General features: G+C 32.2%; 19 protein-coding genes. 17 read left to right on the top strand and 2 right to left on the bottom strand.

Going from position 1 to position 15,840, the window contains the following annotated elements:
- Positions 1-38 precede the first annotated feature (38 nt).
- The 11 genes from IEW45_RS00695 (at position 39) to IEW45_RS00645 (ending at position 7,849) form a co-directional block, all read left to right on the top strand.
- Positions 39-614: a hypothetical protein gene (locus IEW45_RS00695; protein ID WP_188619300.1), complete on the top strand. Its 576-nt coding sequence runs from the start codon at positions 39-41 to the stop codon at positions 612-614.
- 11 nt (positions 615-625) lie between these two features.
- Entirely contained in the window at positions 626-892 is a 267-nt protein-coding gene (locus IEW45_RS00690; protein ID WP_188619299.1) for a hypothetical protein, read from the top strand.
- A gap of 134 nt (positions 893-1,026) precedes the next feature.
- On the top strand, positions 1,027-1,500 hold the full coding sequence (locus IEW45_RS00685) for an SH3 domain-containing protein (RefSeq protein ID WP_188619298.1): 474 nt from the start codon (positions 1,027-1,029) through the stop codon (positions 1,498-1,500).
- A gap of 7 nt (positions 1,501-1,507) precedes the next feature.
- Complete coding sequence (locus tag IEW45_RS00680; RefSeq protein WP_188619297.1) at positions 1,508-2,377, top strand: hypothetical protein; 870 nt, start codon at positions 1,508-1,510, stop codon at positions 2,375-2,377.
- A 151-nt stretch (positions 2,378-2,528) separates the two neighbouring features.
- The gene (locus tag IEW45_RS00675; protein ID WP_188619296.1) at positions 2,529-2,735 is read left to right on the top strand and encodes a hypothetical protein; all 207 of its coding nucleotides are present in this window, start codon (positions 2,529-2,531) and stop codon (positions 2,733-2,735) included.
- A gap of 9 nt (positions 2,736-2,744) precedes the next feature.
- The gene (locus tag IEW45_RS00670) at positions 2,745-3,209 is read left to right on the top strand and encodes a hypothetical protein (RefSeq protein ID WP_188619295.1); all 465 of its coding nucleotides are present in this window, start codon (positions 2,745-2,747) and stop codon (positions 3,207-3,209) included.
- A 427-nt stretch (positions 3,210-3,636) separates the two neighbouring features.
- Positions 3,637-4,146: a hypothetical protein gene (locus tag IEW45_RS00665; protein WP_188619294.1), complete on the top strand. Its 510-nt coding sequence runs from the start codon at positions 3,637-3,639 to the stop codon at positions 4,144-4,146.
- Positions 4,147-4,183: 37 nt separating this feature from the next.
- A complete protein-coding gene (locus tag IEW45_RS00660; protein WP_188619293.1) occupies positions 4,184-6,181 on the top strand; it encodes a Shedu immune nuclease family protein in 1,998 nt (665 codons plus the stop codon).
- A gap of 31 nt (positions 6,182-6,212) precedes the next feature.
- Positions 6,213-6,575 carry a hypothetical protein gene (locus tag IEW45_RS00655; protein WP_188619292.1) on the top strand — a complete coding sequence of 121 codons (363 nt, stop codon included), beginning with the start codon at positions 6,213-6,215 and terminating at the stop codon, positions 6,573-6,575.
- A gap of 236 nt (positions 6,576-6,811) precedes the next feature.
- A complete protein-coding gene (locus IEW45_RS00650; RefSeq protein WP_188619291.1) occupies positions 6,812-6,979 on the top strand; it encodes a hypothetical protein in 168 nt (55 codons plus the stop codon).
- Positions 6,980-7,165: 186 nt separating this feature from the next.
- Positions 7,166-7,849 carry a hypothetical protein gene (locus IEW45_RS00645; protein WP_188619290.1) on the top strand — a complete coding sequence of 228 codons (684 nt, stop codon included), beginning with the start codon at positions 7,166-7,168 and terminating at the stop codon, positions 7,847-7,849.
- Positions 7,850-7,925: 76 nt separating this feature from the next.
- Here the strand turns inward: IEW45_RS00645 and rho are convergent, their stop codons facing one another.
- Positions 7,926-9,692, bottom strand: a complete 1,767-nt coding sequence (rho, locus tag IEW45_RS00640; protein WP_188619289.1) for a transcription termination factor Rho — start codon at positions 9,690-9,692, stop codon at positions 7,926-7,928.
- Positions 9,693-9,890: 198 nt separating this feature from the next.
- On the opposite strand from rho, the gene IEW45_RS00635 reads away from it, so the two are divergent.
- From IEW45_RS00635 to IEW45_RS00625, 3 genes are all read left to right on the top strand, one after another.
- Positions 9,891-10,304: a DUF4293 domain-containing protein gene (locus IEW45_RS00635; RefSeq protein ID WP_188619288.1), complete on the top strand. Its 414-nt coding sequence runs from the start codon at positions 9,891-9,893 to the stop codon at positions 10,302-10,304.
- A gap of 116 nt (positions 10,305-10,420) precedes the next feature.
- Positions 10,421-11,128 (top strand): hypothetical protein, encoded by a 708-nt coding sequence (locus IEW45_RS00630; protein WP_188619287.1) that lies wholly within the window; start codon positions 10,421-10,423, stop codon positions 11,126-11,128.
- Positions 11,129-11,130: 2 nt separating this feature from the next.
- A complete protein-coding gene (locus IEW45_RS00625) occupies positions 11,131-11,751 on the top strand; it encodes a hypothetical protein (RefSeq protein ID WP_188619286.1) in 621 nt (206 codons plus the stop codon).
- On the opposite strand, the gene IEW45_RS00620 is transcribed toward IEW45_RS00625, so the two are convergent.
- Positions 11,748-12,248 (bottom strand): metallophosphoesterase family protein, encoded by a 501-nt coding sequence (locus tag IEW45_RS00620; RefSeq protein ID WP_188619285.1) that lies wholly within the window; start codon positions 12,246-12,248, stop codon positions 11,748-11,750. The genes IEW45_RS00625 and IEW45_RS00620 overlap by 4 nt on opposite strands.
- Before the next feature lie 82 nt (positions 12,249-12,330).
- Between IEW45_RS00620 and IEW45_RS00615 the strand changes: the two genes are divergently transcribed.
- The 3 genes from IEW45_RS00615 (at position 12,331) to IEW45_RS00605 (ending at position 15,838) form a co-directional block, all read left to right on the top strand.
- Positions 12,331-13,239: a hypothetical protein gene (locus IEW45_RS00615; RefSeq protein WP_188619284.1), complete on the top strand. Its 909-nt coding sequence runs from the start codon at positions 12,331-12,333 to the stop codon at positions 13,237-13,239.
- An 87-nt stretch (positions 13,240-13,326) separates the two neighbouring features.
- Positions 13,327-14,061 (top strand): tRNA pseudouridine(38-40) synthase TruA, encoded by a 735-nt coding sequence (gene truA, locus IEW45_RS00610; protein ID WP_188619283.1) that lies wholly within the window; start codon positions 13,327-13,329, stop codon positions 14,059-14,061.
- A gap of 13 nt (positions 14,062-14,074) precedes the next feature.
- Positions 14,075-15,838 carry an ABC transporter ATP-binding protein gene (locus IEW45_RS00605; protein WP_188619282.1) on the top strand — a complete coding sequence of 588 codons (1,764 nt, stop codon included), beginning with the start codon at positions 14,075-14,077 and terminating at the stop codon, positions 15,836-15,838.
- Positions 15,839-15,840 lie beyond the last annotated feature (2 nt).

Genomic DNA, 15,840 nt, shown 5'->3' with positions numbered 1-15,840 from the left:
TCTATATTTGCTGATATTAACTTTTAAATAAAGCACTTATGAAAAAACACTTAACCAAAATCATTATTCTCTTAATTAGCCTCTTAACTATTTCATGCTCAAATGATGATAATTCATCTCAACCTGACATTGTAGAATATACTACAATCAACATATTAGGAGAATCTTATACAGATTATCCATATGCTACATCAAGTACCGTTGCACCTAGCTGTAATTCAAATATAGACCTAAGTGTACAACAATTCGGTGATTTTATTAATGCTCAATTTGATATTTGGATAGTGTTTATTTATAGAAGTTATCAATACCAATTTGAAGAATATGACATCTCTAACACAGTTATAAAACAAGAGTACAATCCACTGTCATCCTGTTATAATAATTTCGATTTTATTGTAGAATATTATGATAACGAAAATGATGAAAAGCTTAATCTGGATAATTCATTTACTAATATGAATACTATTGAGAGTATTAATAAAATTGATGAGGATTCAAATGAGATTACTTATGCTGTTAAAGGTTCATTCTCATTAAGATTTAATAAAGGTGGTAATACACTAATTCCTGTAACAGGTGATTACAATCGATTTATATATGTTCAAAAATAATATTTCAGGATATGAAAAATACATTTTACACTATTATCTGTGTTTTAATCATTTTATTTGTTTTAGCAAATCAATGTGATAATTCTCTTCGCCAAGACCGAGGATTAGCAAAACCTCAAGCCGAAACTGATTATGAAACTAATACTCATCCCCACAATATTGTAAGCTGCCCTAAATGTGGTAAGTTATATAACAAAGACACATGGGGTGAAATGTGTAACACATGTTGGAGCGAGGGAAGGGGATTAAAAAGTAAAGGTGAATATATAATCAAATAGTTTGAACAGTACAGTTTGATAAAATACCCATTAATGGGTATTTTTACCTGTTTGTTAAAATTAGTATAAATACGCGTATTTTCATATAAATCAATTTTTTATATTTGTTTTTTAGTAAAAAATTAACAATTAATATGAAATTACTAAACCTTACCTTATTATTCCTATTTTTATCAATTACCTCATTTAGTCAGGAATCTAAATTAATTGCAAGTTGTTGCGAAAATAAAGAAACTAAATCTTTTGGGAGATGTTCAGGAAATGCATATTGTACTGCATGCACTAACTGTAGATATTGTAAACATTGCAATAACGGTGGTACTTGTGGTGTATGTGCATCATATAACAAACCCAAAAAAACAACTTCAAAATCTTATTCATCTACTACCAATTATAAGCTGCCTTCATCTTATTCATTTGGAGACAAATTGATTATATCCTCAGAAGCTTTAAATCTCAGAGCAGGCGCAGGTACTTCTTATGATGTTGTAGAAAAGTTAACCAAAGGTGATATACTAACATTTCTGTCTTATGATGGTGATTGGATAGAGGTTAGGGTTGTTGAATCGGGCAATAAGGGTTATGTGTATTTTAAATATGTAAAATAGTACTAATATGAAAACTTTATATCTATTAACAGCATTCTTATGCTGTACTTATTCCATCGGTCAAAGTTTAGCTGCTCCAACAGAATATCCAGTTTTCGTAGATGTAGTTGGCGCAGGGGATTTACAACAATCAGTTTCGTCAGGTAGTGATACTAAAGCCAGCACAGGTGCAGGAATAATTTTTGAACGTTACTTTGGTACTATTGACGAAGCTAATGGAGAAGGCACAAAGAATTTTATTCAAACATTAGAAGTGGAACTTGTGATAAACATTGCATCCACTTCTGATTCAATTATTGCTCAATTTAACGAGGCAGGTAAATTTACAAATAGAAGAGATTTTGGAAATTTTATTCTTTACCCGATTGGAAAAAAACAATCTATGTATTTTAATTCAAATTTGTATTTTGGAAATTATGATGATTTTTTTTCTAAAGTTATCAGTGGTATAAATGTTAGGATTTTAACATCCAATAATTCTTGGAAATATCAAGAAAGTATAATTGATATGGGAGTGCTTTCATTTAGGGCTGGTATTTTTCATGAATTTATTCCTGATAATTATCGACTTCATAACGGACGAGCAAAATATTCTATTTTCCTTGGCGCAAATTATTCTTATAGAGGTATTATCGGTGATATTAGTTCAGATGGAAATCGTGAATTCAGACAAAATGTTTTAGGTTCAGATGAAACTAATTTTAGTGGTTTAGAATTTAACTTAGGGTTTCGATTAGCTAATCTAAGATTTGAACTTCAAATACCTTCTTTCCGCAATAAAAATTCAATATCTGGGCTCACCGATACACAATTTTTGTATAGTGTAAGGTTTATTGGAGGATTTCCACTTAAAATTAACTTAAATGAAAGTAATTAATTATTATAACTAAGTTTCAATCCTAAACAAAAAAGAAGATGGAGACACCTGACGAAAGGACAAGAGTTAGGTCAAAATCAATCTAAACATCCTAAATTAAAACCTCACAAACATAAGCTAAATGATTAATTTTTAAACAAAAACTATAATTATGGAAAAATTTTATGTAAACAACAATGCTCAATCGAATGGAGACCATGAAGTTCATAGAACTACTTGCCCCTATTTTGACAGAATATATAGCAAAAAAGACCTTGGGTATCATGACGGGTGTCATAGTGCTGTACAGGAGGCTAAAAAGACCTATAGACAGTCAAATGGATGTGCTACATGTTGTTCTGCTTGTCATACTTCTTAACTTGTGAATATGAGATTAGCAATATTAATCGTTGGAGAACAAAACTCAGGAAAAACAGCAACAATAAGAAATTTGATTAATCTATATAGTAGAAAGTCTTTAACGGTTATGCGTCGAGGATTCTCATGGTTATTTCTTAATCAAGATTTTAAATGTTTAGAATTAGTTACTTACTGTGTCCCTGCTTCGCCAACGGAAACAGGAATCGATTTAAAGGATAGATTCCAAGATTGGGATAATATACCACAAACTTTGATTGTTGCTGAACAATTAAATGGAAATAAATACCACAATACTCTTAATTTTTTGAATACAAAAGGATATCATATTTTACGATATGACCTTAGTAATTCTAATGGTTCAGGTATTTGGGATAGATTTAATCGTGAAACCGAAACGATAATCTTAGATACTAGGGCAAATCAAATAATTGATGATGTTAAAGTACTTATAAAAACAAACGGGATTATATAAGACTACCTATAGAGTTTATAAAACATTTTATACATGAAGTGAATGTAATAATTAATGGTAAATTACATCAATCCATTACTATATCCGTTTAAGGCAACTATTTACCTAGCATAATTAAAAAGTACAACATATAATATGGTTAAAGAGTTTTATCCAAATTCAATTTTAGCACCAGTAATTCCAATTCATAGGGAAGTTACTTTACAGGAATATAAAGATATAACGGGTAAGAACCTATCTTGGTTTAAGAATATTAACCGAGAATAAGCAGAGCTATTGTTATACCCTTCTTTTACTTTAGACAATGAGGATGAAAAAAGTTTATTTTATTGTAATTATAATATGTCTATTAGCTTGCAAAAGAGAAATAGATTATTCTAATCTTCAAGAAGAAGATATAAATAGGGAAAATTTTGACCCTTATTTAATGGTTATAACCGACGATTATGATGTAGAAATATTTCATAATATGACAGGAGACTATCCTGACGGAACATATTGTGCGGAAGTTGAATATTATAACCCTAATACAGGTACAAGGAATACTTATACCTTAAATGTAGATGTAGAAGATGGAGATTTAACTGTTATACATTGGCCTAATGGTGGTTGGTTAGATGAAACACATTTTTCACCAGAAAATATTTCATATGGAGAAATATCATTCATCAGTGACAGAGGATGTGAATATGTCGTAACTTTGGGAGATTATGGAGGTGGCTGTTATTCCGACGGGAAGCAATTACAAAATGACGTAAATATTGACATAGAAGATACTACATGTCCTAATTGTGGCGGTAATAAAGATGTATATGAAGATTTATGTTATTCATGTACGGAAGAAAGAGAAAGCGTCTGTCCGCGTTGTGGCAGTTATAAAATCTCTTTTGATGAATATTGTAATAATTGTCAAGATGAGTTAACAAACGAAGAGTAAATTCAAATTTAACATAAAAACCATATAGATATATAATATGCAGATTGATATACTGGGAAAAGTTCGTGAAAAAAGACTTGCTTATAGCAATACATTATTGCCTTTATTTGAAGCAATTGTAAATTCTATTCATGCTATTGAAGAAGAAAGTTCGACTAAGCCAGGTATAATTAAAGTTGAATTAATTAGGTCTTATCAAGGAAAACTAGAGCTTGATAGCAAAGAAGAAAATATAAATCTAATTACAGACTTTATAATTACAGATAATGGTATAGGGTTTAATGAGCAAAATTATGAATCATTCAATTTTGCTCATTCTACATATAAAATAGATAAAGGAGGGAAAGGAATTGGTAGGATAACTTGGTTAAGAGCTTTTGAGAGAGCAAAAATTGAGAGTGTTTTTCGTCACAACGGTATCTTCCAAAAAAGAACTTTTTCTTTTGAACAGACAAAAAAAGGAATCGAGAATCATAAGTTGGAGGATTTAGAAGAATCTAACCCTAACAGATATACAAAGGTTCATCTCAATAATTTAAAGGAAGATTACAGAAAATGGTGTAATACTAAAAGTGAAGATATCGCCCTAAAAATAATTGAACATTGTTTTTCATATTTCTTAGATACTGAAAACTGCCCAAGAATATTAATAGTTGATGGAGATGATGAAATAGTAGTAAATGATTTATTTGGGTTATACACTAAAAAATCAATAATAAAAAGCGATATTACAATTAACAAAAACAGTTTCCAACTGGATATTGTAAAGCTTTATAGTCCTAAGCCAGATAATAAAATACACTTTAGAGCTCATAAAAGAGAAGTCTACAATCAAAAAATAAGTGATTATATACCTGAGATTCAAAAATTCTTTATTGATAATAATAACGAGCTATTTTCAATATGTGTGTATGTCTCTGGAAACTTCTTAGATGAAAAAGTTAATGAAGAGAGAACAGAAATTGGGTTTTCAAAACAGAACAGTTTATTCCCTGACGAAGTAACAGAAGAAGAGATAACAACTAAAATTATTGATGTTGTAAGAGAAAATTTTAAAGATTATATCGACGAACTTTCAGCAAACAGGGTAAATCGAGTAAGAGAATTTGTAAAAGACCATCCACGATACAGATATTTATTAAAATATAAACCCGAAGAACTCCGTCATATTCCTAGTCAGCTCTCTGATTCCAAACTTGAAATAGAATTGTTTAAAGTTCAACAAAAATTAGAACTAGAAGTTCTTTCTGAAACCGAACAAATTTTATCTAATATTGAGAATTCAGATAGTGAAAATATATTTGCTGATGAACTATATAACAAAATATTAGAAGTAGGTAATAGTAAGTTGGCCGAATATATACTGCACCGAAAAAAAATATTAGAACTACTTGAAGTCCAATTAAGAAAATCAAACGAAGGGAAGTATTCGAAAGAGGATGCAGTACATCAGTTAATTTTCCCTCTAAGGAAAACATCTGATGATGTTAAACTTGAGGAACACAATCTTTGGGTTATTGATGAAAGATTATCTTTTCATGATTATTTAGCATCAGATAAAACTTTTAATTCAATTGAAAGCATAGCATCAAAGTCAACCAAGGAAACTGATTTGATTGTTTTTAATAAACCACATATTCTGAATGAAGATGAGAAGCCTTACTCTTCAATTGTAATAGTTGAATTTAAAAGACCAATGCGTAATGATTACACAGATAGTGAAAACCCAATCTCACAAATTAATACATATGCAAGAGAGTTATTAGCTAATAAAGTACTCGATAAATATGATAGACCCTTTGATTTAAGAGATGGTATTCCTCTTTATGCATATATTATTTGTGACTTGACCAATAAGATGAGACAATTTGCGGAAGACCAAAGCTTTACCAAATTTCCTGATAATGATGGATATTTTAGTTTTAACCGTAATTATAATCTATATATCGAAATAATTAGTTTTGATAAATTAATCAAAGATTCCAAAAAGCGAAATAAAGTACTTTTCGAGAAATTGAATCTTCCCACGGCATAAATTCTTAAGTATGTCTTGAAACCGAATTATTATGAGTAAGATAAACAATGCTTTAAGTCATTTGCTTGAAAATTACACGGATTATTATTGGTCAATACCATTAGACATAAATTTCCCTGCTGTTAGATTAGGAGATATTTATGCTGAAAATATCTTGTTCATCTTTGAAGATTATAATCATTATACCAAAATCAAGAGAGTAATTACTAGGAAAGATGGCACACAGGATACTTTAACCGATTTAGAGTATTCGGCAGGAATTATTAAACCTGCTATAATAGTAGCACTCATTAATGATGTGAAAGAATGGATAAATAATAATCAGTATATTGATACACAGAATGAATCAATGCTAAGAACGAAAAACTATATTAATGACAACTTTGATTTTTAAATTATACTATAGAACTTCACTAATGAGAAGTAGCTAAAAAATCATACCTGCCATTGAAAGAAGAGTTCTCTTTGACATGAGAAACTTAAAAATAATAAATTAATGGAAACATTAAAATAGATTATTTAGTATTAGTGTAAACTTGTATATACTTACCTAAATTAATTTTCTTTTTTATAATTCTATTAACGGGTATCTTGCTAATTATTAGGTAATTTCAACTAAAAATTAAGCTAATGAATACTTCAGATAAAAAGACAGGTAAAAGACAGGCTAATGATGATGTAAGCCATAATGCGCATTACGAGGAAACGGACAGACCTTCTCAACTGGATACACGTGATGAAAAAGACAGTACAGAGGACTGGAATGCCGAAAAAAGTCGTACTTCGCGACATAAATAATCAGTATTATTTACATATAAACTTATTATCTACTAAAAAATAAAGTAAACATAAATTGGCTTTATTTTTGTTATACTGTTTTTATGTAAAATAATTTGGCTAAAATTTTCAATATAAAAACACGTTATAAGCATATTGAAAAGTCAGTTAATTTTTATTATTTTGCTATATAAGATACAGTGCATTATGAAAAAACTATTTGTTTTTACATTTTTACTTTTTATAACTGTGCAGGCTAATGCTCAGTTTGATACTAATACGGGCAGTATATCAGTACCTAAGGGAGATACAACTTCTGATGATACTGATGCACCCTCTATTAGCACTGTTAGCCCTTTTACAACTGTACCACCTAAGCCTACTGTAACAGAACCTTACCAAGTAGGCGCTAATAACAATAATAGTTTTAGCATGTATCAAACAGATGAGTTTGTAGATCGTGGTGCTGAATATATGGACAGAGTTGAGGTTAAGCCCAGAGGAGAATCTAACAAAGCATTTAGAGGAAATCAGTTTTTTGGGGAGTATCGAAGTAACTCCGCTTATGTAGAGGTTATGGCTCGCGATTTTGAATATGAAGATGGCGACCGCATAAAGGTATTGGTAAACGACAGAACCGTAATTGCTAATGTTGTGCTTACTAATGACTTTAAAGGGTTACAAATACAACTGCAACCGGGCTTTAATAAAATAGATTTTGAAGCGTTAAACCAAGGAACATCAGGACCTAATACTGCTGAGTTTAGGGTATATGATGACCAGCAGAAACTGGTATCTTCAAACCAATGGAACTTAGCTACAGGTTTTAAAGCAACTGTAATTATTGTAAAGGAAGTGGAAGAAGTTAGTAATGATAGTGAAGAAAAATAATTTTTAAAATATAGAGTAAATAAAAATGCCTGCTTAGTAAGCAGGCATTTTTATTTATAAAGTAATACTATTACTATTAACCATCATTCATAGACAGCAAAAACTCTTCGTTATTTTTAGTTTTTCTAAACCTGTCATTAATAAAGTCCATAGCCTCTACAGGATTCATATCTGCAAGGTATTTTCTCATTATCCACATACGTTGTACTGTACTTTCATCAAGTAATAAGTCATCTCTACGTGTGCTTGAAGATGTAAGGTCAATAGCAGGGAATATTCTTCTATTAGCAATTTTTCTGTCTAACTGAAGTTCCATGTTACCGGTACCCTTAAACTCTTCAAATATAACCTCGTCCATTTTAGAACCGGTATCAGTTAATGCAGTAGCTATAATACTTAAAGAACCTCCGCCCTCTATATTACGTGCCGCACCAAAGAAGCGTTTTGGTTTCTGTAATGCATTAGCATCTACACCACCACTCAATACTTTACCTGATGCAGGTTGTACCGTGTTGTATGCTCGTGCTAAACGTGTAATAGAATCTAATAGTATAACAACATCGTGCCCGCACTCTACTAAACGCTTAGATTTTTCCAGTACTATATTAGCAACTTTAACATGGCGATCAGCAGGTTCATCAAAAGTTGAAGCAATTACTTCTCCCCTAACACTACGTTGCATATCCGTTACCTCTTCAGGACGTTCATCAATAAGTAAAACTATTAAGTACACTTCAGGGTGGTTTGCCGCAATAGAGTTTGCAATATCTTTAAGTAGCATTGTTTTACCTGTCTTAGGCTGTGCTACTATCATACCCCTTTGCCCTTTACCTATAGGTGAGAAAAGGTCTATAATACGTGTTGATATTGTACTTTGTTTATCGGCAAGGTTAAATTTTTCCTCAGGGAAAAGCGGAGTAAGGTGTTCAAAAGAAACCCTGTCACGAACCACTTGTGGATCATGCCCGTTAATTTTTGATACGCGCACTAAAGGAAAATATTTCTCTCCTTCTTTTGGCGGGCGTACAACTCCTTTTACTGTATCACCTGTTTTCAATCCGAAAAGGCGTATTTGAGAAGTAGATAAGTAAATATCATCAGGTGAAGCTAAATAATTGTAATCAGAAGAACGAAGGAAACCATAACCATCAGGCATAATTTCCAGTACACCTTCACTTTCTATAATTCCATCGAACTCGTAATCAGGTTCTCGGTAATTATTCTTTTGTTGTTTGTGATGGTTATTATTGTTCTGATTATTCTGATTCTTCTTATAACTGGGATGATTAGGATTGTTGGCATTTGCTCTTTCGATCTGTGCCAGTCTTTCCTCTTCAGAAATTTGAGCCTTTTTACTCTCTTTGGTATTCTTTCTTCTGTTATCTTTTTGGCTATTATCAGTGGGAGTGTTTTGCCTGTCTTTTTTAGGCTGCTCGCTTTTATTACTGTCTGTAGAAGCTTGACCATCTTCTTTTGCAGCAGGTTTAGTCTTTGTAACGGTTTTATTAACGTTAGCATTAACATTTGCGGGCTTAACAGCTTGTTTTACTGCCTGGCTTTCGCTTTTATTGCTTTCAGGCTTATTAGTATCATCACCTGCAGGCTTACTTATTCGTGCCCTTGTTTTTTTAGGCTTATCCTGTGTAGGCTTGGTACTATTATTTTCTACTTTCTCTTCTTCAAAAAGAGGTTTCACGGTAGTCGGGTCTGCAGCCTGATGGTCTAGTATTTTATATACTAAATCCTCCTTCTTCAGGCCTCTGTATTTACTTATATTAGCTTTTTTAGCTATTTCCTGAAGCTCAACGAGCTTCATTTTTTTTAATTCAGAAATATCAAACATTTATGTTTTTAATAAATTATTTTAGATAGGTGAGTCTTCAAAATGTAATTAATGGAAGTATAATTTTTGTTTTGGAGATGTAACACTTCGTAGAATGAAGTAGTTATGATTAAGCATTGCAATATTACAAATTTATTTTTACTGTACAATAGTATTTTTTAAAAAGAAACCATATTTTTGTGGTGTAAACAATACAAAATGTTACAAAGAATACAAACAGTATACTTACTTATAGTTTTTATTGTAAACGGAGTTTTACCTTTTATATTCCCTTTATGGGCTACAGAAGAAGGTAAAGATTTCTACTTTATGTCTAATATGGCATACACTGCCTTATTTGGCTTAAGTACCACACTTGCACTGGTAAGTATATTCAGTTACAAAAAGAGACAAAATCAGTTTGTTATGAACAGGCTGAACATGATATTAAATTTAATATTAATAGGCTTATTCGTTTATCAGTCGCTAAACTTATCCGGAGAAGCTACTGTAGTTTCAGAGAAGGGTATTGGGATGTTTCTTCCTATTATTTCTATCGTATTTTTATTCCTTGCAAACAAGGCTATTAAAAAGGACGAAGATCTTGTAAAATCAGTAGACAGATTACGATAAAACCTTTTAACTTAGTTTATTTTAGTGCGTAAAAAGCCGAGCATTTGCTCGGCTTTTTTATTTTGTTAAGCAACCTCTTAACTAAAAGTGTATCTTAGTCGAAGATACCAACTATAATGAATAAAACTATACTATTATTAATCTTTGCTTTTTCGCTATGCAGTTGCGGAATAGATTATGACGGAAAAACTAAAATAATATTTGAGGGTAATATTACTGACTACAATGGTTCTCCCCTACCAAACATTACTGTTGGAGCTAAATATTATAACGGTAATATTACTGATATTGCAGGTTTTGGAGAAACAGACAGTAATGGAAACTTCCGTATTATATTTCCGGGAACCAACGAAAATGTAGATATAAATATATTAATCAATCATTTAGACTACATGAACAACTATAATAAAAATAGTTATTCAACATTGTCTATCGGTAATATAACACAATCTGTAATTAGAGCACATGATTATAAAATTAATTTTAGTACAATACAGTTATATGATTTAAATGATGACAATTCAGTAAATCTTCGGGTTAACATTAATAAAACATCTTCATATTATGATGGTATTATAAAGGTAAATATTATAGGAATAGCAGATGATAATTATATTGATTATGATTTTGATAATATACCTAGTGACAGCCCTAGCAACTATAATGCTCAATATGATGCAAACTTGTATTATGAATATAGCCGTACATACCTTGTCGCTAAGAACCAAACCATTAAAATCAAATATATGCTCTCCGATTATTCTGTACATGAAACAGAAGTATATATTGGCGAAGAAAGTGTTGAACGTACTATTACCTACTAAAAATGGCTAAAAATTACTTAATCATCTTTATTACTCTTATTACAATAGCTTGCTATAGTCAGGATGAAAAAACACTTGAAAAAAAAGAAAAAACTGAAAGTGCAGAGAAAATAAAACCTAAGGAATATTTCCGCTTATATTATATCCATCCTAATGGGATAGGTGACAATGTTATAGCAAAGGCAAACGAACCGGGAGGAGGCATAGGTGTAGGCATTACTTTTGGTATTATAGGACAGGTACATATTATTGGCGGAGGGGAATTAACTACTTTTAGCATAACAGATAAATCGCTTGCCGGTAATGCAAATGATACTAACATACAGCAACTGTATTTATTAGGGCTGTATAAATTTTCTGTAAATAAAATGTTTGAAGTAAACCCCGGGCTGTCTATTGGTACAATTAGAGTAAACCAAAAAAGAAATTCTAAAAGTATTGGCAGGCAAAATGGCTTTTGTATTACACCTACAGTTACTGCTGATTTAAGACTTACCAATATAAGTTTTTTTATAGGACTCAATTATAATATAGCATTTCTAAGAACAAATACCCATCCCGAATACAAAGACTTCTTTGGTAAAATTCAAATGATTAGCCTTATTGCAGGAATTAAGTTTTAAGCTCCCCTCTTCCCTAGTTCAATAACCTCCAGCTTTTCTATTTTGGCATCATTAATCTCAAAACGCAGCATCGTACGCACTTGGTGAAAACCATGCACACCCGCTGCTCCGGGATTCATGTGTAATAAGTCCAGCTTTTTATCAAACTGTACTTTTAAAATATGAGAATGTCCCGAAATAAAAAGTTTAGGAGGGTTAATTTTAATTTCCTCTTTAACAGCAGCACTGTACCTGCCGGGATAACCGCCTATATGAGTTATCCATACATCTACCCCTTCGCACATAAATCGGTTATTCAGCGGAAACTCCTGTCGTGCTTCACTATTGTCTATATTACCATATACAGCTCGCAGAGGTTTTAATTCCTTAATGGTATCAGTAACTTTTAAATCACCTATATCACCCGCATGCCATACTTCATCAGCCTGTTTTACATATTTAAGTATAGTATCGTCAATATGGCTGTGTGTGTCCGATAATAATAGAATTTTCTTCATAACACAAAAGTAATAAAACTCACTTGTCATAAATAACACGTTGTAATAATAAAGCATTAGAGTTTTTTATATATTGCCAACTATGAATACAATACAGAAAATCAATCTAAAAGTATTAACGCTAATGGTTTTATTAATATCCAGTTGTAAAAACAACAACAATATTAGTGCACCAGAAAACAACAAAATACCTGAAACAAATGTTAATACTACTAGCAATAAAGCTGAATTAAAAGAAAGCAAAGAAGAAATAAATTATACAAATGATACTACTAACATATCTAAAACTAACATTCATTTCCCGGATTTTAAAGTAATAATTCACGGCTATAAGGGGTATGAAATAGATAGTTATGATGGTGAGATATTAGGCTTAACCGAAAAAAATGCATCATTAGTTATTGATAATGAACATGAGTATGTATTAGCAATACAGGACACATTGTTTCTATACGAAACAATGGATGAACGAATAGGCGAAAACATTATACAGATACTACCCAATACCAACGGAGATACTTTTAAAGTATATAGTGGTTATATAGGTTTAATATATGAGCAGTTTAACGTAAAAGGAATGGAACTGGAAGCCATTAATAAAGCTTACGAAAATAGTTTACGTATTAATGAAGCTACAAAATTTATAGCACTTACAGATATCGGTAATTTAAACTTTAAATTATTACCTGATGATAATTTAGGACTAAATTTACTTAAAGATAGGCGGGATAAAGAAACAGATACCATACAGCAAGAACATGAGAAAATTATATCATTAACTGAAGAGTTTAAAAAAGTAAAACAAAAATATGGAATGCGTGATACCCTTGTAGAAATCCCTATAGAATTTACTGAATATGCTACGCTTACAAAAAATGTTAAACTCTTCAACTATGTGTTTGATTCTTATATACTCCGAATAGAACAATATCGTAATAATACAAAAATCTGTACTAAGTATATTGTTGTCAAAATCATGTACGGTTGTTAGTAATTTCAATCTAAAAATTGCGCTAAAAGGTCTTAGTTACAAAAATGTAAAACTGTATCTTTGCACTTCTAAAATTATCAATCGGCTTTGAGGTATTTTATAGAGTTTGCCTATAACGGAAAAAATTATTGTGGGTGGCAATATCAACCACACAGTCCCTCGGTACAAGAAACTTTAAATAAAGCTATCTCTACCCTACTAAGGCAAGAAATAGACATTACCGGTGCAGGACGTACTGATACAGGCGTACACGCCAAACAAATGTATGGGCATTTTGATTTTGAAGAGGAGTTTACTATTGACTCACTAGTACACAAACTAAACTCTTTCCTGCCAAAAGATATTGTTATTTACCGTATACTACCTGTAGAGGAAGATGCGCACGCACGTTTCGACGCTACAAGTCGCACCTATGAATACCACATAACTACCTATAAAGATGCTTTTGATTTTGATGGCAGTTGGTATAATGCTAAGCCATTGGATGTTGCCAAGATGAACGAGGCAGCTAAAATACTATTTGACTATACCGATTTTAAATGCTTCTCTAAAACAAATACCGATGTAAAAACCTACAATTGCGACGTAAGAGAGGCTTTTTGGGTACAAAATGGTACTAAACTGATATTTACAGTAACAGCCGACCGTTTTCTGCGCAATATGGTACGCGCTATAGTAGGAACATTGGTAAACGTAGGTTTAGGAAAAGTAAGCCTTGATGATTTCAGGACTATAATTGAAAGCCGTGACAGAGGTAATGCAGGCTTTTCGGTACCTGCACACGGGCTATATTTAACCAAGGTAATTTATCCTTACCTTTAGGGCACTAATAAACATGAAAAAGATAAAATCTACATCATTAAAAAAGGTGCTGCAATTTGCAAAACCTTATAAAACACGATATATAAGCGTTATACTATTTGCCATAGCGCTATCACTTTTCGCAGCATTGCGCCCTTACCTTTTAAAGCAAACAGTAGACGGTTATATAAGCACTAACGATAAAGAAGGCTTACTTAACTACATATTGCTAATGGGCTTGGTATTAATTTTAGAAGTATCCTCTCAGTTTTACTTTGTGTATTGGGCAAACTGGCTGGGGCAGGATATTGTAAAAGACATTCGCGAAAAACTCTTTAGGCATATTACTGCCTTTAAAATGAAGTTTTACGACAACGAACCTGTTGGTAAACTGGTAACCCGTACTGTTTTTGATATTGAATCGATTGCTAAAATATTCAGTCAGGGGTTATTCATGATAATAAGCGACTTGCTTAAAATGATTGTAGTACTTGCCTTTATGTTCTACATGAACTGGGAGCTTACCCTTATTGTACTCATTTCAATGCCTATACTGCTTTACGCCACCCGGATTTTTCAGATTAAAATGAAAGGTGCTTTTGAAGAAGTACGTACACAAGTTTCCAACCTTAATACTTTTGTACAGGAAAGGCTTACCGGCATGAAAATAGTACAACTTTTTAACCGTGAAGAAATCGAGTATAAAAAGTTCCAGGAAATAAACGCCAAGCATAACAAAGCATGGCTTAAAAACATATTATACAACTCTATCTTCTTCCCTATTGCCGATATTATATCATCGCTTACACTGGGCTTTATAATATGGTATGGCGGGCTTGATATCCTTTCAGGTAGTGGTACAACCACATTCGGAGACTTGTTTGCCTACACAATGCTTATCAGTATGCTGTTTAACCCGCTTAGGCAAATAGCCGACAAGTTTAACGAACTGCAAATGGGTATTATAGCTTCAGACAGGGTTTTGGGACTGCTGCATACCGAAAACCAAATACAAAATACAGGCACTACTGTAGCAGGTCATTTTAAAGGTGATATTGATTTTGAAAATGTACGTTTTAGCTATATAGAAGATGAAGAAGTAATAAAAGGTATTAACCTGAATGTAAAAGCAGGCGAAACCATTGCTATAGTAGGTGCTACAGGTGCAGGAAAATCAACTATTATAAACCTGTTGAACCGTTTTTATGAAATTGACAGCGGTACTATTTCAGTTGATGGCACTAACATTAACCAATTTACACTGGAAAGCTTACGCAGGCAGATAGCCATAGTATTACAGGATGTTTTCCTGTTTGCCGACAGTATTTTAAACAACATTACACTAAACAACCCAAACATTACCCGCGAGCAGGTTATTGACGCAGCAAAGGAAATTGGCGTACACGACTTTATTGAAACTTTACCAGGCGGGTACGATTACAACGTAAAAGAACGCGGTGTAATGTTATCCTCCGGGCAAAGGCAGCTTATTGCTTTCCTGCGTGCGTATGTAAGTAACCCAAGTATATTAATACTGGATGAAGCTACTTCATCGGTAGATACGTATTCGGAAGAGCTAATGCAAAATGCTACCGAAAAAATTACCGAAGGACGTACCTCAATAGTTATAGCACACCGACTGGCAACTATAGTAAATGCTGACAAAATTATTGTAATGGATAAAGGTTTAATTGTTGAACAAGGTAGCCACTACGATTTAATAAACCAAGAGTCAGGCTATTACAAAAACCTGTATTACTCGCAGTTTGCTGTAGAATCTACAGAAGAAGATATATAATA

Source organism: Flavobacterium suaedae (genome assembly GCF_014642915.1).
Taxonomy (GTDB): Bacteria; Bacteroidota; Bacteroidia; order Flavobacteriales; family Flavobacteriaceae; genus Flavobacterium; species Flavobacterium suaedae.
This window is presented reverse-complemented; position numbering and strand designations above follow the sequence as displayed.